Source organism: Sphaerospermopsis aphanizomenoides BCCUSP55 (assembly GCF_001586785.1).
GTDB classification, from domain to species: Bacteria; Cyanobacteriota; Cyanobacteriia; order Cyanobacteriales; family Nostocaceae; genus Sphaerospermopsis_A; species Sphaerospermopsis_A aphanizomenoides_A.
The window spans coordinates 1-26,194 of record NZ_LUFH02000004.1; the positions used below are offsets into that span (position 1 = coordinate 1).

The window sequence follows — 26,194 nt, forward strand, 5'->3', positions numbered from 1 at the left end:
CCCTGCCCCCTGCCCCTGCTCCCATGCTCCTCTGCTCCCCTGCTCCCTGCCCCCTGCTCCCCTGCTCCCCCGCTCCCCTGCCTCCTTCCGTTACCAAGAATGTAAAGCCCGCAATTGAGGAGTTTTCTTCATTTGATGGGCTTGCATTCTGGTGAGGACATCATCCAAAATTCCCACTGCTTCGACAATATGGGGTCCTTTATTTAACATCACACATTCTGCCCTTTCTGCCATTGCGGCATCGGTCATTTCTGCCCGTGATGGCATTCCCTGTTTGACGAGATTTTCTAATACTTGAGTTGCCCAAATTACGGGTATGTGGGCAGCTTCACATAACCACAGTATTTCTTCTTGAATTTCTGCCAATCTTTGATAACCAATTTCAATGGCTAAATCTCCTCTAGCGATCATAATTCCCAAGGGTTGTTTACCGGCTGCTTGGACAATTAACTCTGGCAAATTGCTGACGGCTAAAGGAGTTTCTATTTTGGCAACTATGGCTGGGATAGGATAATTTTCTGGTAATCTTGCTGCTAATTCTGTTTGCAAAAGTTCAATATCTTCTGGTGTCTGCACATAAGAATAGCCGATGATGTCAATCATATCGGCGTGGGCAGTAATAAAATCTAAATCTTGTTTGTCTTTCTCAGTCAGAGAACTTAAGTGTAAGTCAGTGTAAGGAAAGTTAATGCCTTTATCTGGTAGTAGTTTTTCACCTTTAAGGCGGGTGTGAGTGATTCGTAAATGTACCCCCTCTGGCGTAATTGATTCTACACTCGCACCTATATGACCATCATCAATCCATACGGTTGTACCAATTTTTAGTTCTTTGAGGACTTGGGGTAAACTACAACTGGCTTGAAAACAGGTAGAACCAATAGTAGTTGGTGCATTGTAGGTCAAAAGCAGAGATTCCCCTTTAAAGATGCGTTTTTTAGGATGGGGGGCGACTGCAAATTGAATCCGGGGTTTGGGTCCGCTTAAATCCATGAGAATTCGACAGGAATGTCCTGTTTCTTTTTCTGCCATGCGGACATTAGCAATCATTGCTGACCATTCTTGTGCGGTATCATGGGCGCAGTTAATCCGCACACAGTTAGTACCTTGGCAAATGAGATCCCGCACAAACTCATAATTGCTGGCGGCTTGACTGGGTAGTGTCACCATAATTCTGACCCGGCGGTTGTGCAGAGTCTGGCCAAACAAATCTTCTGTGTGTTGTTGAAGTAAGCGATCGCCTTCAAAAAATGCCTCAATGGGAGGATGATTGGTTTCTTGTCCACAAACTGCTGCTAAAGTGGCAATTACAGCATCTAAATTCGGTAAAACTTTTGCTTCAATTCTCCCTAAAGACGACAAACCCCAAGGCATCAATGCTGCTTGGATGGGTCGTAAATCATGTCTTCGCAATGCCATGTAATAGGCCAGGTTAAGACTACTATTAATGAATGCTGGACGTTGAATGCGCGATCGCCACTGATTAAATATTTCCCTACCTTCTTCATCAACAGACTGACGGAGTTGTTCTAATGTTCTCAGTAAATTAGCAGGATTATGAAGATTCATTCCTGCTAAATCTTTGGTTTGTAGATTAGATAACTGCATATTCGTAATTTGTAATAAAGGGAACGGGGAATAGGGAACAGGTAAGAGGCAGGGGAGGCAGGGGAGGCAGGGGAGGCAGGGGAGGCAGAGGGGCAGGGAGAAAAAAGTTATTTAATTTTGACTTTTGACTTTTGACTTTTGACTTGATTTTGCCCTACACCCTACACCCTACACCCCACACCCCACAGTCATTTATTGACCTTGTTCTGCTTTAGCTATTTCCAACAAAGTTTTGAGTACAGAGTCTGGGTTGAGGCTGATTGAATCTATGCCTTCTTCAACTAGGAAGCGGGCGAATTCTGGATAATCGCTTGGTGCTTGACCGCAGATACCGATTTTGCGATTAAATTGTTTGACTGTGGCGATCGCTTTAGCAATTGTCCGTTTTACAGCTTCGTTGCGTTCGTCAAACAGATGGGCAACTAACTCAGAATCTCTATCCAAGCCTAAAGTTAATTGTGTCAAGTCGTTAGAACCAATGGAGAAGCCGTCAAAGACTTGGCTAAATTCGTCTGCTAGTACCACATTACTGGGTAATTCGCACATAACGTAGACTTGCAGTCCGTTTTCACCTTTGACCAAGCCATTTTTTGCCATCTCTGCAAGTACCCGTCTTCCTTCTTCGGGAGTGCGGCAGAAGGGAACCATCAAAATCATGTTGGTTAAACCCATTTCCTCTCGTACTCGTTTCATGGCTTCACATTCTAGGGCGAAACCTTCACGGTAACGAGGATCATAATAGCGGGAAGCACCACGCCAACCAATCATTGGGTTTTCTTCTTTGGGTTCAAATTGTCTACCACCCAAGAGGTTTGCATATTCATTACTCTTGAAGTCAGACAAACGCACAATTACAGGTTTGGGATAGAATGCTGCGGCAATTGTACCAATACCTTGTGCCAATTGAGCAATAAAGAATTCGGCTTTATTTTCGTATTGAGAAGTTAACTCAGCAATCTTATATTGTGCTAGTTCGTCTTCTAATTGATCAAAGTGAAGTAATGCTAAAGGATGGGCTTTGATGTGGTTAGCAATAATAAATTCCATCCGTGCTAAACCTACACCATCATTAGGAATTGCTGTTAAACCTAATGCTTCTTCTGGGTTGCCCACGTTCATCATAATTTTAGTACGAGTACGAGGCAAGTTTTCTAAAGGTAATTCTTGGACTTCAAAATTTAATAAACCTGCATAAACTTTGCCTGTTTCACCTTCAGCACAACTAACGGTAATTTCTTGGCCAGTTTGTAATATTGTCGTGGCATTTCCACAGCCAACAATGGCAGGAATTCCCATTTCTCTGGCAATTATCGCCGCGTGACAGTTACAAACAACTACAGGAGTATATTTATCCGTAAACACCAGATAATTATGATGATCGGCAACAGTAATATTATAAACTTCAGCGTCTACTGCATCTGCAACTTGAACAACTCGTTGCATCCGAATATCACCTTTTAAAAGGTCTGCAAATTGATTTATTTCACTCAGTTGTTTATCGGAAACAAGTAAGTTTTTATCTTTTCTTAATTTGATTTTACCTGTTACATTGTCACTAAATAGTTGGTTAGCGGCAAAAAATCTGGTTTGAATAGTTCGTGGAGTAACATCTCCTTTGACTCGTTGGGTATATTGTAAAATCTGCTCTAATTTTTCTACAATTTGGACATTGTAGATATGGCGATTTTTAGTAACTTGAGGAACAGTATTGATTTTCAAACAAGCAATAATCACAGCTTGTAGCAAGTTCTCTTCAGAAATATAGATGTTAATGCGGTTGTTAGCATAGCAACCATCACCATCAATTACACCTCCTAAAAAGTGATAGGAAACTTCTGGAGTATTTTCTAAGAGAATTTGAGTAATTTGTTGTTCTTTTTCTTTTAAGTCATAGGCGATAGCCTTAGAATAAATACGATAAGCTGTAGCTTGTCCTTTTACCTGTTTTCCTCGGATGTAACCTGAAGATACTTCTTTCTCACAAGCAGCAAAAGATTTACCATAAATAGCATTCATTTTTTCATTCATAGTAGCGATGAATGCTTGTTTTTCTGGTAAACATTTTTGGATAAACTGGACTTCTCCATGAGTGCGACTGGTGTAAATTGAACCGTCTGTGACAATTCCTCCTAGAAGATAAGCTAAATCTGCTTCTTGATTTTTGCTATCACCTAATGTGGGAATATTCTGAGATACAAGCAACATTTCTTGATTATCTAACATTTCTTGAATCTCAGTTTTGGTATATTCACCATTCCTAAGATTGACCATTTTATGATCAGGAGTTAACCGCAGGAAATTATCTCTAACTTTCCCAGTTTGAGATACACTCACACCAATTATTTGAGATGTACGTTTCATTGCATCTATAATTGGTTTCCATTCCATCTGATGGGTTTTAGTGTTCAGGGCTAAAGTTGATAATCCTTGATATCCTTGTTCATAAATTTGCTGAATGGTCATAAAACCTTGATTGGTGAGAATTTTCGTCTCTCCATCAAAACAAGTCCTACCACCAGAGTTAGTGACAATGGCACTGGCTTTTTTCATGATTGGTTCCCAATCTGGATCTGTGCGGTTGGTTACTAACACATCTCCGGCTTGGAAGAGGTTAATTTGAGTTGGGTCAAAAATAACTTTTGCTTTACCTTGACCAATCATTTCACCAACGCTACGACCTGTGAGGAGAACTTCACCTTTTTCTTTTAATTGATAGGTGCGGAGGACGTTTTTCGCTTTTTGAGATTGGACTGTTTCTGGTCTAGCTTGGACAATAAATAATTCATTAGTGATACCATCTTTTGCCCATTCAATATCCATTGGTGTGTCTATACCACGGACTTGGGAATAATGGTCTTCAATGATGCAAGCCCAGTTTGCTAGTTGTATAATCTCGTCATTATTGAGAGCAAATTGGTTGCGGTCTGAGGGCAGGACGGAGACGTTTTTAGTTAATTTTGTGCCGCCCACATCATAAACCATTTTAATTTCTTTTGTTCCCAGACGTTTTTGCAGAATGGGTTTATATCCTTGTTTTAAGGTGGGTTTGAATACTAAATATTCATCTGGGTTAACGGCACCTTGAACGACGTTTTCACCTAAACCGTAAGCTGCTGTAATTAATGCCGCATCTTTGAACCCGGTTTCGGTATCAATGGAGAACATGACACCAGAACTAGCCAAATCAGAACGTACCATTTTTTGGACACCTACTGACAGTGCCACTTCAAAATGATCGAAACCTCTCAGTTGTCGGTAGGAGATGGCACGGTCGGTAAAAATGGATGCAAAGCATTTATGGCAGGATTCGAGTACGCTTTTGAGTCCGTGAACGTTGAGGTAAGTTTCCTGTTGTCCGGCAAAACTAGCATCGGGTAGGTCTTCTGCGGTGGCGCTAGAACGGACTGCAACGTCGGTATCATGACCGTATTCTTGGCAGAGGGTTTGATAGGATCGGGCGATCGCTTCTTGCAGATCCATCGGAAATGGGGTTTCTAGCATGAGCGATCGCGCTTGTTGTCCACATTGGCGCAAATTGTCTACATCTTCTACATCTAAATTAGCAAAAATCTTTCTCAGTTTGGTTTCTAAACCTGCTGTGGTGATGAAATATCTATAAGCATAAGCTGTGGTCGCAAACCCAGTCGGAACCATTACTCCTTGCGGTCGCAACTGCTGAATCATCTCTCCCAAGGAAGCATTTTTGCCCCCGACAAAGGGAATATCTGCAATGCCAACGGCATTAAAAGGTAGGACTAGTGCTTGTTCTTTGGAGGCTGGGCTATTGGTTTGTTGATTGCTTTGTATTTCCAGCATATTTTAGAATCCTTTAAATTATATCAATATTTAGATCAAGAAGCTTTTAGTAAATCTCTCTGCTTCTGGTTTTCATAATTATTTTTATACAACAGAAATTTTGAGGAACTTGTGAGGATTTAACTTTAAAAAACTTCAAGTACATTAGCTGTTAAATCTTTAACTTACCTTTGGGGGTGAAAATCCCCTGCTTCTACAAGCAGCGGGTTTTGCGTCGGCGTAAAATCCCCGTTGCAAAACGTAATTCTAAATTCTAAATTCTAAATTCTGCATTCTTTTAACTTGCACATTCAGGTAGGCAGGGTATCAAAGGAGGATGAAACTAAGATATTAAATTATGTTTAGATATAGTTAGAGTAAATACCTCCTTATTTATTTAGCAATATTAAGGTATATGTTGAGATGAAAACAATCCTCACGACTTTCTCACATTTATCAGTTAAACTTTAGATATAGCAGGTGACAGGTGACTCTTAGCAGGTAAACGAGAATTTTAGATTTTAGATTTTAGATTTTAGATTTTAGATTTTAGATTAAAAAAATTTGGTATGGGTCTGGAGTCCTTCAGGACGGAAAAATACTCGCTGCGCTGCTTACGCTTCGCTAACGTCAATCCCAAATCCCAAATTTTCAAGCTCTACACTTGAGGGTGGAGTCAATCCAAAATCCATAGACGCTTTCTTCGGCTTCCCGAAGGGTAATCGTCAATCCAAAATCGAGGGACTTTAGTTAAAAGGCTTTTATTGTCTACGTTTTATCATCTGTTAATGTCCTAACCGCCTTGTCTACGGCTATATATAAATAAAAAAAAATTTTTTCAATCAGATTGCCTGGTTAATTGACTTCTAGATACGGCAAACACTTTTTATGAAAGGATTTAATCAGCATGAATAATTACTGTCCTTGTTGCTCCGATTCCCTTTTAAAACATATACGCAGATCTGAAACTTACTGGTTTTGCCGTACTTGTTGGCAAGAAATGCCAGTAATTACGCTTAATCTTTCCAGTTCCTTACCAGAAACTATTTTAGCTAAAGTACCCAGAAAAATTCAAGATGCTGATTCATATCCGCGATGTTCTCTCAAGAGATAGTTAGTAACCTATTGCTTGGACAATTAATGTTGGGCGTTGCTAATTACTGACTTAAGTCAATGTTGTTTTAATCTTCTGTCCATATTTCCGACCCAAGCAGGTCAATAATTCGATCTCTGAGTAAATATTCGTTTTTTTCCAGTTCATGTTCAAAATCAGCCCATTCACGATCAGGAATAAATTTACAAAGGGTATAAATTGGCTGTTGACGGTTAACAAGTCCTTTTCTAGCAAGTTGACTTGCTTCTTCCTTGATAACCTCGATGTCGTATTTGATAGCAGTATCCATAGCTTGTTACCTCGTTATTTATCAAGGAATTAAGAAACAAAAACAAATTTTTTTTTGCCTCTACTTTAAATTTATCAAAAATTTCGGTAAAGATGTCAACAATCACAAATTTATCCATCAACAGTGTTAAATAATTTAGCACCCTTTGGGTTATGTGATTTGCATGACAACGAGTTTAATTTTGCAGAAAAGTATCCGGCTTGTGCAGTTTTGCCCAGATAATACTTTCTGCCAGAGGGCAGTTAAATTCAAAATCCCGTGCGCGTCTACGTTGCTAGGTGAGATATTTTGCTTGCTGTTGGAATATGAATCTCTTTGCTGAAAAGTATTTAACCTTATTGTTGCTGCTGTCGTCTGGCTTCAATTTCTTGAGCAGAAATCATACTTTTTATTTTCTCCACATCTACCATCATTAAAACAACACCTTCAATTTCTTTGTCGATGAGGGGAGTGATAGCAATATAACATTTGATGAGTTTACCCCGGCGATTAGTTGCATCTAAAATCATTTCTTGAAATTTTGTTTTCCCAAATAAAGAATCGCGGATAGGCGAGCGCAACTTTTCTAATGGTAAACCAATATCTAAGCTAAAGAGGGATTTATTAATCACTTCTTCAGTTCGTAATCCCCATAAATCTTCTAATAAATGATTCCAAATTAAAATATTAAAGCTTTTGTCAATTACTACCATTCCCGTTTGCAGACTTTTGAGAATAGAAATGATAAAAACATTATTACGGTTAAGTTCTAAGGTACGCTGACTTAATTCATAATTAATGGTTTGTAATTCCTCATTAGCAGATTGGAGTTCTTCATTCATGGTTTCCAGTTCTTGATTAGTAGACTGAAGTTCCTCGTTAATGGTTTCTAATTCTTCGTTAGTAGATTGAAGTTCTTCGTTAGTGGTTTCTAATTCCTCGTTAGTAGATTGGAGTTCTTCATTAGTGGTTTCTAAATCTTGCTGAGAACGTTGTAGTGCTTCTTGAAGTTTAATATAGCGACTGACATCATTAAAGGCAATAGTGACACCTAATAAGTTCAAATCATGATCTTGCAGAGGTGTAATTCGTACATCTAAATATTGTTTTTCGGAATTAGACAAATACCGCTCGACATTTGTTAAAGTAATAGGACGACGTTCGTTATAGGCTCTTTCAATCAGCGAGCGCAACTCTATTGGTCGATAGGAAAGTTCTAAATCCTGAAAAGGACGCTCTAAATCTCTTGGTGACAAACTAAACAAAGAGCGTGCTTGCTCATTCATCATCACTAATAAACCATTGATATCAATGACTATTTCGGCAATTTGTGCTGTATTAAAAACTAATTCTCGGAGTTTGATATATTTAGATAATCTGTCATTATATTCATCTTCAGTGGCATTTGTCATGACCAACAAGCGATCTCGTATATTAGTAGAGGTTACTTTAGTAAATATTCGGTTCTTCAAGTCTATAGGTGTGAACAAATTAGAATGCATCAACAACATTTCTGCTTTACCCAAAAATAGATAACCCCCATCATTCAATGCAAAATGAAACCGTGCCAGAATCTGTCCTTGGGTCTCACAATTGAAATACATGATCGTATTGCGACATACTAGCAAATCTAACCGGGAAATCGGTGCATCCTGAATTAAATTATGACGACCAAAAATGACACAACGGCGCAAGTCTTGGCGAAATACATATTTGTGAGCAACTAAATCAAAATATTTATCCCGCAATTCTGGTGAAATAATCTGCATATCTTTAACTAAATACACAGCTTGACGAGCTTGCTGAAGAGCTTCTTCATCAATATCTGTAGCATAGATTTTCACCCGTTGACGAAAATCCTCTATTCCCAATATTTCCGCTATGAGAATAGCTAGAGTATAAGCTTCTTCTCCAGAAGCACAACCAGCAGACCAAATGCGAATCTGTTCACCACTACTTTTAGATTTCACAATATTGGGGATAATTTGTGTTGCTAGGTGTTCCCAAGCAGAATTATCTCGAAAAAATTCAGTGACATTAATTAAAATAGTATTGAATAAATAATGAAATTCTTCTGGATGAACTTGGAGATAGTCTATATAATCTGTACAGCTTTCAATATTTACTGACTGCATCCGCTTGTCTATGCGACGCATTAAAGTTGATCTTTTATAGCCTGTAAAATCAAAACCCCTACTTTGTCTAATGTAAAGCAATAAATTTTCAAAATCGGGGTTTTTTCCTTCGGAAGTCATAGGGTTACTCAAAGTGTATCGAGGTTTAGTCTGGGTTAATGCTGTAGACTTTGTTCATCATAACTAAAATTACCCGTATTGTAACCAATAACTATTATCAAAATTACCAAGTATGCAGCAATATATTCCTTATGGATGATGAAGTAAGTACCTAAGCAAAATTAATTGCACATATTGATTGAAAACAAAAATGTCTGTATTCGTAAGTATTCCTAGCTTAAGTAATCAGTAAGTGACTACGCCACGCTAGGCGGTAAGCGCAGCTATGCCCTTCAGGCTTTACAGCCAATAGCAGTAATAGGAAAAATTCAGAAGTTTTAATTTCAGGTATGTTAGAGAGCATCTGTTTCTTTTGATTCTTTGTATTTCAATATTCCAGGTACATAGCTGACGGCTGACAACTGACGGCTGAATACTTACCTCTTAATCTTCACTCTCTAAAATTTTCTTAGCTTCCAAAAGCTTCTGGTGATGCAGTTCTGAAACTTGGGGATATTGTAAATTTAATTCTTTTAATTTTGTACAAATAATTTCCGAAACAACTAACCTTGTAAACCATTTGCGATCAGCAGGAATAATATACCAGGGAGAATATTCTGTACTAGTGTGATTAAAAACTTCTTCATAAGCAGTCATGTAATCATCCCAAAACCCCCGTTCCCGCACATCACTGGCTGAAAATTTCCAATGCTTCTCTGGTGATTCAATTCTAGCTAAAAAGCGTTTTTTTTGTTCCTGTTTCGAGACATTAAGAAAAAACTTGAGGATAATAATCCCATTGTTAACTAAGTATTTTTCAAAATTATTGATTTCCTCAAACCTCTGATGCCAGATTTGATTACCTTGAGGAGTATAATGTAGTTGCTGCCTTTCGAGAATTTCTGGATGTACGCGCACTACTAGCAATTCTTCATAATATGAACGGTTGAAGATACCAATTCTACCTCGTTCTGGTAACGCCTTCATTGTCCGCCATAGGTAATCATGGTCCAATTCTTCCTCACTGGGTGTTTTAAAACTAAATACTTGACATCCTTGTGGGTTTATACCAGACATGACGTGCTTGATAGTGCTATCTTTACCAGCAGCATCCATCGCTTGAAAAATAATTAGTAAGGCATAAGTATTTTGGGCATAGAGGATATCTTGATACTTTGCTAATTGTTTAATACCTGCTTGTAATTTTATTTTGGCATCAGCTTTTTCGTGATATTCTGCCTTATAGGATGGGTCATAATCATTTTTTAAAGAAATCTTAGCACCTGGAGAGACAATAAAAGCATCATGATTCATTTTCAATAGTATCCTTTCAAAATGCAAAGAGTTGAGGGTGTAGGGGTTTTTCTCTGCTCGACCTTGATTTTTCCATCACTTTACACTTTTGTCAAAACCCTTGCTTCAGGAGGCAGGAGGCAGAAGAAAACCAAAATGCCTGTATTCCTTACCTATTCTCTGTTACCTATTCCCTGTTCCCTATTCCCTATTCCCTGAGACAGGTAAGTGTACTGCATTTTTTGGACATCAAGTCAATTAAGATTTTATTAAGAATTTTAAATAAAAATCTACAAAACTTATAAATCATCATATTTTGAATCAAGTAAGCTGAAATTGAATAGCTAAAACAGCTGATAGTCACTTGCTACTTGGTAAAATCTCAATAGGGAATAATCTTACCAATTATCAGTTACCAACGTCCTATTTTTTCTGTCTAAACTAGATAAATCACCATGAGGATGATTTTGGATTTCTGAGGATCTAGAAATTTTTCAAAAAAATATAGTAATCTAAAATGAGTAGTGGAAAGGTAAGTAGTCTGTGTGCCGAAGCTCTAAGCAAAACTTTATTCACAGTCAATAATTTAAGATAATTAAAATCAGCTATATACCTATGCAATTCAACGATCATCTAATTGATTTGCCTTCTTTACATCAAGTTATTGATCGTTATCCCTTGACGATTAGCCCTGATAGTCCTGTGGTTGCAGCTATTAGCTTGATGATGCAAGGAAAAAGTCCCAGTTGTGGACTGCTCAATCATGTATCAGCATCATTACTGTACAGCAACCAACAGCAAAAAGCAAATAACTATATTTTAGTGTTACAAGAAGGGCGATTATTAGGAATATTTACGCTTATAGATGTACTGAAAATAACAGCCTTGGGAATGGATTTATCCAAAACCACAATGGCCGAAGTGATGACGCAACCATTGATCACATTCAAGCAATCAGATTTACCTCATCTTACTAATGTTTTATCGCTCTTCCAGAAATATCAAACTCAATATTTACCAATTATTGATGATCAAGAAAAATTAGTAGGCATAGTTACAGAATCTCGCTTGTTACAAGAGATGGATTTGGTAAAAATAGTTAGTGTTGTAGAAGCTGTACAAGAGACTTTACAAAATATCAGCAAATGTCCCGAAAAAAATCAGCACCTAGAGGGAGGAAACGACAAAACTGATAATCTGTTAAAAACATGGGTAGAGGAGAGAATAGCCAAAGAAATACAAATTCAGGAAAAACTACAGGAAACCTTAGAAGAATTACAAATAGTTGAAGAAGAAATACGTAAACAGAACGAACAACTAGCTGCTGCTCGTGAGATGGCAGAATTAGAGCGCCGACGTTATCAGGATTTATTTGAATTTACACCGGATGGTTATTTAGTAACGGATAAATTGGGCATTATTCAAGAGGCTAATCATGCGGCATCATCCTTGCTTTTAGTACATCCAAAATACCTGGTAGGGAAACCAATCACGGTTTTTATTGCTCCATCAGACCGCCATGCTGTTATCTCCCATCTCAGAAATTCCCAGCACTTCCAAGAATGGGAAATTTACCTGCAACCGAGAGAAGGAAAGCCTTTTCCTGCCAGTGTGAGATTAAGGGCTGTATATGATCGCCAAGGTCAGTGGCATGGTTGGAGTTGGTTATTATCTGATATTAGCGATCGCAAGCAAGCAGAAATTGCACTACGTCAAAGTTCTGATGAATTGGAGAAACGAGTAGCAGAGAGAACAAAAGAGTTGATAGTTGCTAATCAAGCTTTAGAACAAGAAATCATTGAGCGTCAGCAGATAGAAGCAGCATTGAAGGAAAGTGAGGCGAAATTTCGGCAATTTGGAGAAAATCTCCAGTCACACATCTGGATTTATTCTCAAGATTGTAGTGAAATTGTCTATGTAAATCCTGCTTATGAGAGAATGTGGGGTCGTTCTTGCCAAAGTCTGCGGGAAAATCCTCAATCATGGAGAGAAGCCATTCATCCAGAAGACCGCGATCGCATCTTGACAGAAATTGCAGAGCGACATCAAAAAGGTGAAGGTACTAGTTTAGAGTATCGCATCATCCATCCTAACGGCGAAATTCGCTGGCTCTGGGCTAGATGCTTTCCCATGAAGAATGAACAAGATGATAAGTTTTACTATGGTGGCATTACCGAAGATATCACTGAACGTAAACTAGCTGAAGAATCCCTGCGAGACAGTGAAGCACGACTGACTTTAGCCTTAGAAACAGTCAATATGGGTATATGGGAGCGCAACCTTACCACTAATCAATGTATCTGGTCTGATAACATGGGGCCACTTTACGGTTTAACAAGAGGTACTTTATGTCCTGAATCCCATGAAGAGTTCTTCAGCTTAATCTATCCTGAAGACCGTGAGCTTTGCATTCAGGCTGTGAATCGCGCCATTGAGGAAAACGGCGAATTTACCGTAGAATATCGGGTGATTTGGTCTGATGGTAGTCTGCACTGGTTAAGAGGTACTGGCAAAGTCCAGCAAGACTTACAAGGTCAACCCACCAGGATCATTGGTACAACTAGAGATATATCTGATCGCAAGCAAAAAGAACAAACCCTATCTGAACAAGCAGCATTATTAGATATCGCCACCGATGCAATTTTTGTGCGAGATTTCCAAACAGAAATCTTATTTTGGAATCAAGGTGCAGAGAGGATATACGGTTGGCACAAACATGAAGCTGTGGGTAAAAACCTCAAGGATTTGTTCTGTTCTCAACATTCACTCCAACAAGAAGCAACTGCACTCAGAACTGTAGTTAAGTCGGGAACTTGGCAAGGTGAGTTACGCAAAAAAACCAAATTGGGTAGAGAAATTATTGTTGAAAGTCGTTGGACACTGATGTTTGATGCCGATGGACAACCAAAATCTATCTTGGTGGTAGATAGTGATATTACAGAGAAAAAACAACTGGAAGAACAATTTTTCCGCACCCAGCGATTAGAAAGTATTGGTACTTTAGCGGGTGGTATTGCCCACGACTTAAACAATATCTTGACACCCATTTTAGGGGCAGCACAATTACTAAAAGGTAGATTTGCCAAAGATGAAGAACGTCATCCCCAACTACTAACAATCATTGAAAATAATGCCCAACGCGGTGCAGCTTTAGTTAAACAAGTGTTATCCTTTGCGCGAGGATTAAAAGGAGAACGTGGCATTGTCCAAGTGCGACATCTAATTTCCGAAATTGTGCAGATTGGTAAACAGACTTTTCCCAAATCTATCGAATTTACCACCCAAATACCAGAAAATCTTTGGACTGTTTCTGGAGACACCACACAACTACATCAAGTATTGATGAACCTGGTAGTTAATGCCCGTGATGCCATGCCAGAAGGAGGCAAACTCAAAATTACTGCGGACAATATTTATATTGATGAAGCCTATACCCGGATGCATCTTGAGTCCAAAGTGGGAAATTACATTGTGATTACTGTCACGGATACAGGTATGGGAATGACTCCAGAAACATTAGATAGAATTTTTGAGCCATTTTTCACCACCAAAGAATTTGGTAGTGGCACAGGATTAGGTTTGTCAACTGCGCTGGGAATTGTTAAAAGTCATAATGGTTTTGTCACAGTATCTAGTCATGTAGATAAAGGCAGTAAATTCAAGGTATTCCTACCATCTATAGAAAGTCCTCAAATCGCCAGTCCAGATCAATCGAAATTAACACTGGGAAAAGGAGAGTTGATTTTGGTGGTAGATGATGAACCGCAAATTCGTGATGTAGCGACAATTATTTTAGAGAACCACAACTACCAGACTATAACTGCTAGTAATGGAATGGAAGCGATCGCTCTTTATGCCAAACACAAAAAAAATATCAGTGCAGTGTTGATGGATATGATGATGCCAGAAATGGATGGTGTCACTGCCATTCGCACCATGCAAAAAATGAACCCAAAGGTGCAAGTAATTGCTTGTAGCGGACTCAATACCAAAGATGTCATGCCCGAATCAGAAAAAATGGAAGTACAAGCAGTTTTATTAAAACCCTACACTGCCTATGAATTATTACAAAACTTGAATCAAATCATTTGTGAAAAAGGGAATAGGGAATAGGGAATAGGGAACAAGTAAGAGGCAGGGGAGGCAGGGGAGGCAGGGGAGGCAGGGGAAAAATTACTTCTTTCTTCTTCTTTCTGAACTCCTGAACTCCTGAACTACTGAACTCCTGATAGCGCAGCGTGGCGTAAGCCATACTCCTGAACTTCTACTTTCTGTCACCTGTCACCTGTCACCTGTCACCTTACCTACATAAATTCCTAAAGCTTGAGCAGTTTCAATTAAATAACTGTGAGTATTGACAAGTGATGGACTTTGATCTAAAACTTGGTTGATGGGAATAGGTATCACTTGTCCATTTTGCCATGCTAACATTTGGTCATATTTTTCTTGGGCAATTAAATCAACTGCTGTTTTACCATAAACTGTGGCTGTGAGACGGTCTAAAGCAGAAGGAATGCCACCGCGTTGAATATGTCCTAAAACCGAAACTCTGGTGTCAATTTGGTTATTACTGCAACTAGCAATTTGGTCAGCAATGTATTGTCCTCGACCACATTTAGCAACAGTACAACTAGCAGCATTTTCTATATCTTCTAGACAAGAAGAAGCACCTTCAGCAACGACAATGATGGCAAATTTCCGCCGCCAGCGGTCGCGCAATTGGGTAAGATGATCAAACAAACCTTTAATACTGTAAGCAAGTTCAGGAATTAAAATTACATCTGCACCTCCAGCAATACCAGCGTGAAGTGCTAAATGCCCAGCAGTGCGTCCCATCACTTCCACAATCATCACCCGGTCATGACTGGCAGCCGTAAATGTGAGACGATTAATAGCATCCACAATTGTATTAACTGCCGTATCAAAACCGATGGAACGTTCCGTTAATGCTACATCATGGTCAATGGTTTTGGGGATACCGACTAAATTCCAATTACCCAAAGTAGCCAACTCATGAATAATCTTTAAACTACCATCTCCACCTACAGCAATTAAAGCATCTAAACCCAGAGCTTCATAACTAGCTAAAATTTCACTAGCGGAAGCTAAAGTATCCCCCTTATTGATACTACCTAAAATTGTTCCCCCCATATTTAATAAAGGGTCAATACCGCGCAAGTCCCAACCGTGCATATTTAAAGGCACAGTTTGCCGTTCTAATAACCCTTGAGTGGCATAAGGAATACCGACGACTTCCCAATTGTATGTGAGTGTCGCATGGCTTACAGCAGCACGAATCACACAATTTAGACCAGGACAGTCACCACCACTAGTAAGAATACCGATACGTTTTTTCATAAGAAGGGGTGTAGGGGTGTAGGGGTGTAGGGGTGTAGGAGTCAGGAGAGAAATAAATTCAAACATCAAAATTTAAAAACTTTTGCCTTTTGCTTTCTTTCTCTTCACTGTCACCTGTCACCCTATGGCTTACGCCACGCTGCGCTATCGGGTTCAGCAGTCGCACCCTTACGGGAAGGCTTACGCCAACATGGGGGAAACCCCCAAGACCGCGCTGCTTCACCTGTCACCTGTCACCTAATTTGAGTTGACATCTGTACTTGTCTACCCCACTCAGGTTTGTAACTTTGCAAAGCTTTCATGTATTGAGCGCGTTCAAAGGCGCTAGGATCAGGACAGTTGAGTTGACTCATACTACCTTGCATTTGTTTAACAGATTCATATTCATGGTTTAGCATCCATTCCCGCAGGTCTTTTTCTAAACAACGAATATGATCAATGCCATGCCGTAATAGCACAGAACAAAGCATGGTTGCATTTGCCCCAACCATCAACATTTTGATCACGTCATGGGCATTATGAATACCGCTAGTTGCTGCTAGACTTCCTTGAATATGACCATAAAGAATAGCTATCCAGCGCAGAGGTAAACGAATATCTTGCGGTGTACTTAATAGTACATGGGGTTCTACCTCTAAATGTTCTAAATTAATATCTGGTTGATAAAAACGATTAAATAATACCAAACCATTAGCCCCAGCTTGGTCTAAACGTTTAGCCATATTTGCAGTATTCGTAAAATAGGGGCTGAGTTTTACAGCTACAGGAATAGTAACTGCGGCTTTAACTCTGGTGAGAATATCAATATATGTGTTTTCTATTTCATGGCTCGTCAGGTCTAAATCTGTGGGAACATAATAAATATTCAGTTCTAAGGCTGATGCTCCTGCTTGTTCCATCATAGTGGCATAATTAGTCCATCCTCCCACAGAACAACCATTCAAACTAGCAATAATAGGAATCTCTACTTGTTCTTTAGCTTTGCGGATATGTTCTAAATATTCTTCTGGACCGACTCGGAAAGTTGTGGGTTCAGGGAAATAAGTTAAAGCTTCTGGAAAACTCTCTGTACCGTAGGTGAGATGATGATGAAGTTCGTATTTTTCTAAAGTTAATTGTTCTTCAAATAATGAGTGCATTACTACTGCACCAGCACCAGCATCTTCCATTAATTTAATGTTGTCAACTTCTTGGGAAAGGGGAGAAGCTGAAGGTACAAGGGGAGATTTTAATTCTAAACCGAGATATGTTGTTGTTATATTCATAAGTTTGTTAGGGAATAGGGAATAGGGAATAGGGAATAGGGAATAGGGAACAGGGAATAGGGAATAGGGAATAGGGAATAGGGAACAGGGAATAGGGAATAGGTAGAAAGATATTCTCCCCATCTCCCCATCTCCCCATCTTTTTTAACGGTTGGAGGTTGTTACACCTTTGTGGTTATTGTTTGATTCTGGTTGTTTGGGAGTATTTTCAACTGGTTTGGTTTCTGGTTCTTGATGTTGATTTTCTTGTAATTTTCTCGCGGCTAAATATTGATACATTTGCCAACGGGTATTAACATCTGCTTGGGCTTCTTGCAGTAGTTGTTTAGCCGTTTCTGGGTTAATTTTGGTCAACATCTTGAAGCGGTTTTCCATATACATGGAATTTTCTACTGGTATTCTTGGTGTGCGTGAATCAAGTTGTAATGGGTTTTGTCCTTGTTGCACACGGTCGGGGTTATAGCGGTACAATAACCAGCGTCCAGAGTCTACAGCAGCTTTTTGATTTTGCATGGCTGTACTCATATTAATGCCATGAGCAATACAATGACTGTAGGCAATAATTAATGATGGTCCATCATAAGCTTCGGCTTCTAAGAAGGCTTTTAATGTGTGTTCGTCTCTTGCACCCATAGCCACACTAGCAACATAAACGTTACCGTAGGTCATGGCTATTAAACCTAGGTCTTTTTTGGCTGCTGGTTTACCACCTGCGGCAAATTTTGCTACTGCACCTTTGGGGGTAGATTTGGACATTTGACCGCCAGTGTTAGAATAAACTTCTGTGTCTAATACCAAAATATTGATATTGCGTCCACTAGCAATTACATGATCTAATCCACCGTAACCGATATCATAGGCCCAACCATCACCGCCTATCATCCAAACACTCTTTTTCACTAAATAATCAGCAAGGGATTTTAGATTGAGAATTTGAGATTTTTGCAGAGTTTCTGTTGCAGATAGAAGAATTTGATCTAATCTTTGTTTGAGAATAGATACCCGTTCTCTTTGTTCATAAATATCTGCTTCGTCTTTTTGTTCTGCATTGAGAATTGCAGTAACTAAATTGTCTCCTAGTTGGGGTGCGAGTTGTTGGAGTAAGTAAGCTGCTGTTTCGGCTTGTTTATCTATGGAAACGCGGAATCCTAAACCAAATTCGGCGTTATCTTCAAATAAACTATTAGACCAGGCTGGACCTCTACCATCAGCGTTTTTTGTCCAAGGTGTGGTAGGTAAGTTACCACCGTAGATAGATGAACAACCGGTGGCGTTGGCCACTATCATGCGATCGCCAAATAATTGCGTTACTAGTTTAATATAGGGTGTTTCTCCACATCCAGCACAAGCACCAGAAAATTCAAATAATGGTTCTTGCATTTGTTGTTGATTAATATGATTCAACTTCAAATTCCGTCGGTCTGGATTTGGTAAACTTAAGAAGAAATCCCAGTTTTCTCGTTCTTGTTCTCTGATTGGTCTTTGTTCTGCCATATTAATGGCTTTTTTGCGTGGTTCGGCTTTATTTTTAGCCGGACATACATCAACGCACAAAGCACAACCTGTACAATCTTCTGCGGCTACTTGAATGGTAAATTTCAAATCATGCCAATCATTTTCTTTAGAATTGGCACTCTTGAAGGTTGTAGGGGCATTTTCTAATTGTTCTGGTTCATAAACTTTACTGCGGATAACGCTGTGTGGACATACCATCACGCATTTACCGCATTGAATACAAACGTTGGGGTCCCAAACAGGAATTTCTTGGGCAATATTGCGTTTTTCCCATTTCGATGTACCGGTGGGATATGTACCATCTATTGGTAATGCACTCACAGGTAAATCGTCACCTTCACGGGCAATCATTTTGCCTAAAACATTGCGAACAAATGCAGGTGCGTAATCGGGTATAGGTGACAGGTGACAGGTGACAGGTGACAGTTCTGTTTTCAGTTCTTTAGTGGTTATTTCAAATAGATTATCCAAGGTTTTATCAACTGCTTGAATATTCATTTGGACGATTTCTTCACCTTTTTTACCGTAGGTTTTACGAATTGATTTTTTAATTTCTGCTATCGCTTCTTCTCTGGGTAAAACACCGGAAACGGCAAAGAAACAAACTTGCATGACTGTGTTAATATGTCCACCCATTCCCGCTTCGCGGGCAACTTTATAGCCGTTGATAACATAGAATTTGAGATTTTTGTTAATTATCTCTTGCTGCATGGAAGCTGGCAATTTTTCCCAAACTTCATCTTTGTTGTATGGTGAATTAAGCAAGAATGTGCCACCAGGAACAATATCTTTCAACATTGGGAATTTTTCTACAAACTCCCATTGATGACAAGCGACAAAGTTAGCTTTGGTGATTAAATAGGTAGAACGAATTGGTTGAGAACCAAAGCGCAGGTGAGAAACGGTAACAGAACCCGATTTCTTAGAGTCGTAAACAAAGTAACCTTGGGCGTAATTATCAGTTTCTTCCCCGATAATTTTGATGGAGTTTTTGTTTGCCCCAACTGTACCATCTGCACCTAAACCATAGAAAATCGCCCTAACTATGCTATCTGGTTCAATATTAAATTCCGGGTCATATTCTAGGCTGGTATGGGTGACATCATCGTTAATACCAACTGTAAAATGATTCTTTGGTGTTTCAACAGTCAAATTATCAAATACAGCTTTTACCATCGCAGGTGTAAATTCTTTAGATGATAAACCATATCTTCCACCCACAATCAATTTTAGATTTTGGATTTTAGATTTTGGATTTGCTTCTTGAATGGCAGTAACAACATCTGTATAGAGTGGTTCACCTATTGCACCAGGTTCTTTTGTTCTGTCTAAAACTGCAATACTTTGAGTGGTTTTTGGTAAAGAATCAATAAATCTTTGGGTGTCAAAGGGTCGATATAATCTAACTTTAACTACACCAACTTTTTCCCCTTGTTTATTAAGATAATCTACGGTTTCATGAACTGTTTCACAACCAGAACCCATGAGGATAATTATTCTTTCTGCTGTTGGATCTCCATGATATTCAAATAGTTGATATTCTCGCCCTGTCATTTGGGCGAATTCATCCATTACCTTCTGAGTGATATCTGGGCAAGCTAAATAAAACGGGTTAACGGTTTCCCTGGCTTGAAAGTAAACATCGGGGTTTTGGGCTGTTCCTCTTAATACTGGTCTATCAGGTGTTAAAGCCCGTGAACGATGATTTATTACTAATTCTATGGGGATGAATTTTTGTAAATCTTCTGTTGTTAATGTTTCTACTTTATCGACTTCGTGAGAGGTGCGAAAACCATCAAAAAAGTGTAGGAAAGGTATGCGTGATTCTAAAGTTGCGCGTGTAGAAATGAGGGCAAAATCTTGGGCTTCTTGCACAGAAGCAGCGCATAACATGGCAAAACCTGTACTTCTAGCGGCCATGACATCGCTATGATCACCGAAAATAGATAAAGCTTGGGCAGCCAGCGATCGCGCTGCAATATGAAATACTGTAGGTGTAAGTTCACCCGCAATTTTGTACATATTCGGCAGCATCAACATTAATCCCTGCGATGCTGTAAATGTGGTAGTCAGTGAACCTGTTTGTAAAGCACCATGTACAGCACCAGCTACTCCTCCTTCACTCTGCAACTGCACTACTGAAGGCACAGTTCCCCAGATATTAGGTTTATTTTCACTCATCCAAGCATCAGACCATTCCGCCATCGGTGAAGATGGTGTAATTGGATATATAGCAATAACTTCATTGAGTGGATAGACGACTTTGGCAACTGCTTCATTACCGTCTATGGTGGCAAAGTTTTTAGTTGTCATCTTTTTTTAACCTTTAAAACTGTTTAACTTTTAGGTAATTAGCGAATTAATAATTTATAAAACTCTTACCTAGTCCCCAGAAAACAGCAGGAGTAAAGTGTAAGTGTCATGTATGTGTCTTTCTGGTTTCTACTTTGAAGGTTAAGATGAAAACATGAGGAACTTGTGAGGATAACTCTAAAGTTTACAAGTAAGTCAATATTAATAGAACTTACGCAAAATAACGAAAAATAAGGTTGTTGTAGGATAGGTTAATGAAAGGAAAAAACCCTACACCCTACACCCTACACCCTACACCCTACACCCTACACCCTACACCCAGCCCTGATGGTAGATTTTGTGCGTAAGTCCTGTACTCTACAAGGATTCTTCCCTCACAAGATCCTCAAATTCTTGTTCTAGAGTGAATATGAGAGTGAAGATTAGTATCACTTCTCTTGGAGAAGCTACGCAAACGCGGCTGTCAAAAGTGAAAAAGAAAGCTTTAGGGTGTAGGAAAACCAAATAAATAAATTTTTAGCAAATTTTATTTGCAGGAGTAAGTTATGAAGTTGATGTGAACTTAACAGTCACAACCTGTTGTAATTGTGATATTTAGCTTGGGATAGGTTTGTAATTAAGATACTAACCAATACTGCTGATTTTATATTTTTAAAATTCTCTCTTCAGCTTTACCCGACTTATGCAAAAAGCTTCTTCAATGTAAAATACCCACCAAAGCAACCCGCTGAGGAAAAGGTTTTTACTGCTGCTTTTTACTTAACATTATTTCCCCCAAAACCTATGATTGACAATGTGCTGCCAATAAATATTGTCAGGAAAATTAATCAGGAATTAGCAATAAGTGGACAAATTACACCAGAACAGCTACAAAAACTTGCTGATGAGGGTTATAAATCTGTCCTTAACCTATGTTTTCCAGATGAATCATGTTTATGGATAAATGAACAAGAAAAAACTGAGATTTTGGGATTGTGTTATGTCAATATGCCTACAAACATCGAAAATCTCAATCATCAAGCTGCAATTCAGATATTTCAAACTATTAGCAAACTACCTAAACCTCTGCTGATACATTGTGATAATTCAAAACGTTCGGCAGCTATAGTATTATTATATATCTCTACTAAACAAGGCATTAAATTTGAGCAAGTATGGCAACAGGCTATTAGTTTAAACTTGTTATAGGACTGGTATTTGATTTTTGAAATTATCTGTGTAGAGAGGGAACAGGGAACTCTTAACAGGGAACAGGGGAAGTGTACGGAGTGTTTTTCAAGAATCAAATATGATTCCTATATAAGTAGAAGGCAGGAGGTAGTTGAGTACCGAGTACCGAGTACCGAGTGGTTTACTTGTCTTCTACTCATTACTCATCTCTCCCCTACACCCCTACACCCCAAACTACTAATTGGGACTGAAAATTTGAGATGAAGTCACACAATGAGAACTATTTACAGCATGAAGTTTTGGCTTACTAGTAGATATAGATGCCGTGTTCATTTGGCTATTTTCTTTCATTAAACGACTATAAGTACGTTGGGGAATGTAATGTAGTGGATTGTAGCCAATAAAACGTAAAATCAGCACACAAGCCCAGGAATATCTACCATCAGCAATAGCTTCAATGATTTGATTTAATTCTTCAGGAGTAATAAGATTCTGAACATCTGTTTGAGAAGAAGAAACTCGGTAGTTCATGACTGGCCCTGATACAACTTGTATAATTGAAGGTTTATCAATGGACAATTGATAATTGACAATTGGTTAATTTGGTTTAAAACTTCTCTTTTTCAAGAGAAAGTGCCAGATAAACCTGTTCTTACTTTCAATCCTCTACCCTTGACAGGAGAGGTAATTGTTCATTTTTCATTGTCAATTGTTGAATGTTAAGTTACAGCCGTGGACAGGATGGTCAGGATATCAATTGATAATGAAACTCCCACTAAAAGAGGATTTTATTCCTGACTCCTGACTCCTGACTCCTGACTCTTGCTATAAGTGATGTGCTAGATGATGTCCTGTATTAGCAATGTTTATAAATGCTAAAAATTCAGAAGCATTTAGCGATTGCTTGTCACCACCCAAGATTTTCCCACAGTGGAGATTAATACATTCCTCCTCATTAGCCACAGACGTAAATTACATAGTTGATATTCAAGGCTAAGTAGATTCATCACTACTATTGTTAATATCAACTACATTTTTAACAAAATAAAAACACTATTATTTTCTGTGACTTTTTTGTGGAAATAATTAATAGCAGCACATATTGAATTTACAACCTAGTGCTGAGTTCATCTCTGATTTTGGTCTTTTTGGCTCATGAACAACCGATTAATGTGACAGTTTCTGTTTTGGCATTTCTGAGTCGGGAAATCAGAAATTTTATCAATTTTTACTTTCACTTTACCCATTCCCCTTTACATTTTCTTACATTTATGTAAATTATCAGCCGATGTCCTTTACTTGAGTATCTCAGTCAATTTTGTGATTTAAAAAATAGGGAACACAGATATTCATCTGATATGCAGAATACTATTTTTTTTGAGCCAGTTTAGCCAATTTGGCAAATTTTATCCAAAAAAATGATAGCTTAAGATAATTTTTACATATTCATTAAATGCCTATTTGAATACTGTCACACTAGCAGTTTACAAAATGCCAACTAGCAGGTATTGAAATATCAAGACACAAAAATAGAACTGCAAATGCTTGCCAGTTAAAGGGCAAAGGAGAAGGGAGAAAGAGAAAAAGCTTAAATTTGATATGTAAATTTGATAATCTAACTCTTCATCAAAAATTCTGACTCCTAACTCCTGAATTCTGACTTTCATCCTATATCTAAAGAATTACCCCTAGATTTCACACCTCAGCTAGACGCGCTTATTTTTACAACTTAATTACGATCAAGGAAATATACACCTCACTCAATTAATCATCTCAAACCACGGTTTTAGAAGAGAGAAAAATGAGGTTATGACCTAGCTATAGTCTGGTAATTCCCTATGTATGAATTATTTCAAGCTGTTTTAACCAGTGAGGAAAAAACTGATCTAAGTCATTTTCTTTTATCTTTAGATCATATTGAGCAACGGTACTTGCTGAGAAATGAAATCTTACAAGCTTTTGCAAATTATTGTCATCAATCTCAAAAGCCTGCTTATTTTTACCATTCTTCCTCGTTAGGTACTCTCATACACTACACCCATGAAATAATTCTCGAACAGGACAATACTTGGTTCATTGTCAGACCGAGAATTGCTAGTCAAGAAGTGTGGAGACTAACCGCAGATTTTACTAGTTGCGATTTAATGACATCAAAAGAATTTTTAGATGTAAGCGATCGCTTAGTCAACCTTTCCCAACCGCACATCTTAGAAATTGATCTCCACCCCTTTTACCAAGCATCTCCGAGAATTACCGACCCTAGGAACATTGGTCAAGGTTTAACTTTCCTCAACCATTATCTATGCAATCAATTTGTCACCGCACCTCAATATTGGCTAGAACAATTATTTCAAGCATTACAAGGCATAGAATACAATGGCATGAGGCTGTTAGTTAGCGATCGCATCTCTTCAGGTATCCAGTTTGCTAAACAAATTAAACCAGCCATCAGATTTTTAAGTGAATTACCTCCTGATGCACCCTACGAAAAATTTCACTTACATCTGCAAGAACTTGGTCTAGAAGCTGGTTGGGGTAATAATGCAGCACGAGTTAGAGAAACGCTAGAACTGCTGCAAAGACTCATCGACACACCCCAACCTGCTATTCTTGAAGCTTTTGTCGCGCGTATTCCCGCAGTCTTTCGGGTTGTTCTCGTTTCCATACATGGTTGGGTAGCACAAGAAGACGTTTTGGGAAGAGATGAAACATTAGGTCAAGTTATCTATGTCCTTGAACAAGCACGCAGTTTAGAAAACAAACTCCAAGAAGAAATCAAACTTGCTGGTCTTGACATTTTTGGCATTAAACCTCATGTAATTATTTTAACTCGCCTGATTCCCAATTGTGGGAGTACATTTTGTGACTTACGGTTAGAGAAAGTTCACAATACAGAAAATGCTTGGATTTTGCGCGTTCCCTTTCAAGATTTTGACTCAGAAATTACCAATAACTGGATTTCTAAATTTGAAATTTGGCCTTATTTAGAAAGATTTGCCGAAGATGCCGAAAAAGAACTTTTAGCACAATTTCAAGGCAAACCAAATTTAATCATTGGTAATTACACAGACGGTAACTTAGTGGCATTTCTTCTCTCGCGTAGCTTAAAAGTCACACAATGCAATATTGCCCATTCCCTAGAAAAACCCAAACACTTATTTAGTAACTTATATTGGCAGGATTTAGAAGATAAATATCACTTCTCAGCCCAATTTACTGCCGACTTAATTAGCATGAATGCAGCAGATTTTATTGTAGCTTCATCCTATCAAGAAATTATCGGTACACCAGACACAATGGGACAATATGAATCTTACAAATGTTTTACCATGCCCCAACTCTATCATGTAATTGATGGCATTGATTTATTTAACCCTAAATTTAATATGGTGCCTCCGGGAGTCAGTGAAACTTGCTTTTTCCCCTACAGTCAAAAAGAACAGAGAAATCCTCAAGAAAGCCAACAAATTCAAGATTTATTATTCCAAAAACGAGATGATCATATTCTCGGCTACTTAGACGATGTTCAGAAAAGACCAATTTTTGCAGTTGCTCCCATTACTTCCATTAAAAACCTGACTGGATTAACAGAATGTTTTGGCAAAAATCAAGAATTACAAACTCGGTGTAACCTAATTTTATTAAGTAGTAAATTGTATGCAGACGAAGCTACAGACTTAGAAGAAGCAAGAGAAATTCAAAAACTGCACAATCTAATTAACGAATATCATCTGTATGGAAAAATCCGTTGGTTAGGGATGCGCTTACCCAGTCGCAAAATCGGTGAAGCTTATCGGATAATTGCTGATTACCAAGGAATTTATATTCATTTTGCCCTTTATGAAGCCTTTGGACGTAGCATATTAGAAGCAATGATTTCCGGTTTACCAACCTTCGCTACTAAATTTGGAGGATCATTAGAAATTATCGAAAATTGGCAAAATGGATTTCATCTTAACCCAACGGATTTAGAAGGAACAGCTAAAACAATTATCAACTTTTTAAATAGATGTGAAGCCAACCCAGAATATTGGACAGAAACATCCCAGTGGATGATTGAAAGAATCCGCCATAAATACAACTGGAAATCACACACAGAACAATTATTATTGTTAGCAAAAACCTTCAGCTTTTGGAACTTTATTGCCCCAGAAGACAACGATGCAAGAGATAGATATATGGAAACATTATTTTATCTCATTTATAGACCCAGAGCCGAAAAAATTCTCACCCAACATCAAAAACGATACGCTCCCATTTAAAA

At 38.5% G+C, this 26,194-nt stretch carries 13 protein-coding genes; 3 read left to right on the plus strand and 10 right to left on the minus strand.

Features of this window, described 5'->3' with window-relative positions; all coding sequences use genetic code 11:
• Positions 1-90 precede the first annotated feature (90 nt).
• The 5 genes from A0J48_RS01570 to A0J48_RS01595 form a co-directional block, all read right to left on the minus strand.
• Positions 91-1,605, minus strand: coding sequence for a pyruvate kinase (locus A0J48_RS01570; RefSeq protein WP_200319685.1), 1,515 nt, complete (start codon positions 1,603-1,605; stop codon positions 91-93).
• A gap of 192 nt (positions 1,606-1,797) precedes the next feature.
• Complete coding sequence (gene ppsA, locus A0J48_RS01575) at positions 1,798-5,421, minus strand: phosphoenolpyruvate synthase (RefSeq protein ID WP_200319686.1); 3,624 nt, start codon at positions 5,419-5,421, stop codon at positions 1,798-1,800.
• 1,160 nt (positions 5,422-6,581) lie between these two features.
• Positions 6,582-6,803, minus strand: a complete 222-nt coding sequence (locus tag A0J48_RS01585; protein WP_200319690.1) for a DUF4327 family protein — start codon at positions 6,801-6,803, stop codon at positions 6,582-6,584.
• 335 nt (positions 6,804-7,138) lie between these two features.
• Positions 7,139-9,037 (minus strand): CheR family methyltransferase, encoded by a 1,899-nt coding sequence (locus A0J48_RS01590; protein WP_200319692.1) that lies wholly within the window; start codon positions 9,035-9,037, stop codon positions 7,139-7,141.
• A 423-nt stretch (positions 9,038-9,460) separates the two neighbouring features.
• Positions 9,461-10,330 carry a polyphosphate kinase 2 family protein gene (locus A0J48_RS01595; protein ID WP_200319694.1) on the minus strand — a complete coding sequence of 290 codons (870 nt, stop codon included), beginning with the start codon at positions 10,328-10,330 and terminating at the stop codon, positions 9,461-9,463.
• Between the two features lie 594 nt (positions 10,331-10,924).
• Here A0J48_RS01595 and A0J48_RS01600 point away from each other — a divergent pair.
• Positions 10,925-14,422, plus strand: a complete 3,498-nt coding sequence (locus A0J48_RS01600; protein ID WP_200319696.1) for a PAS domain S-box protein — start codon at positions 10,925-10,927, stop codon at positions 14,420-14,422.
• Between the two features lie 168 nt (positions 14,423-14,590).
• Here A0J48_RS01600 and A0J48_RS01605 read toward each other — a convergent pair whose 3' ends face one another.
• The 3 genes from A0J48_RS01605 to nifJ form a co-directional block, all read right to left on the minus strand.
• Positions 14,591-15,667: an ATP-dependent 6-phosphofructokinase gene (locus tag A0J48_RS01605; RefSeq protein ID WP_200319698.1), complete on the minus strand. Its 1,077-nt coding sequence runs from the start codon at positions 15,665-15,667 to the stop codon at positions 14,591-14,593.
• A gap of 233 nt (positions 15,668-15,900) precedes the next feature.
• Positions 15,901-16,932 carry a dihydroorotate dehydrogenase-like protein gene (locus A0J48_RS01610; RefSeq protein ID WP_200319700.1) on the minus strand — a complete coding sequence of 344 codons (1,032 nt, stop codon included), beginning with the start codon at positions 16,930-16,932 and terminating at the stop codon, positions 15,901-15,903.
• A 144-nt stretch (positions 16,933-17,076) separates the two neighbouring features.
• The gene (nifJ, locus tag A0J48_RS01615; RefSeq protein ID WP_200319702.1) at positions 17,077-20,760 is read right to left on the minus strand and encodes a pyruvate:ferredoxin (flavodoxin) oxidoreductase; all 3,684 of its coding nucleotides are present in this window, start codon (positions 20,758-20,760) and stop codon (positions 17,077-17,079) included.
• Between the two features lie 783 nt (positions 20,761-21,543).
• Between nifJ and A0J48_RS01620 the strand changes: the two genes are divergently transcribed.
• Positions 21,544-21,948: a protein tyrosine phosphatase family protein gene (locus A0J48_RS01620; RefSeq protein WP_234300663.1), complete on the plus strand. Its 405-nt coding sequence runs from the start codon at positions 21,544-21,546 to the stop codon at positions 21,946-21,948.
• A 219-nt stretch (positions 21,949-22,167) separates the two neighbouring features.
• Here the strand turns inward: A0J48_RS01620 and A0J48_RS01625 are convergent, their stop codons facing one another.
• Together A0J48_RS01625 and A0J48_RS01630 are read right to left on the minus strand one after the other, a co-directional pair.
• Entirely contained in the window at positions 22,168-22,461 is a 294-nt protein-coding gene (locus A0J48_RS01625) for a HetP family heterocyst commitment protein (protein WP_200319704.1), read from the minus strand.
• A 294-nt stretch (positions 22,462-22,755) separates the two neighbouring features.
• Entirely contained in the window at positions 22,756-22,893 is a 138-nt protein-coding gene (locus tag A0J48_RS01630) for a hypothetical protein (protein ID WP_200319706.1), read from the minus strand.
• 875 nt (positions 22,894-23,768) lie between these two features.
• Here A0J48_RS01630 and A0J48_RS01635 point away from each other — a divergent pair.
• Positions 23,769-26,192 carry a sucrose synthase gene (locus A0J48_RS01635; protein ID WP_200319708.1) on the plus strand — a complete coding sequence of 808 codons (2,424 nt, stop codon included), beginning with the start codon at positions 23,769-23,771 and terminating at the stop codon, positions 26,190-26,192.
• Positions 26,193-26,194: the final 2 nt, after the last annotated feature.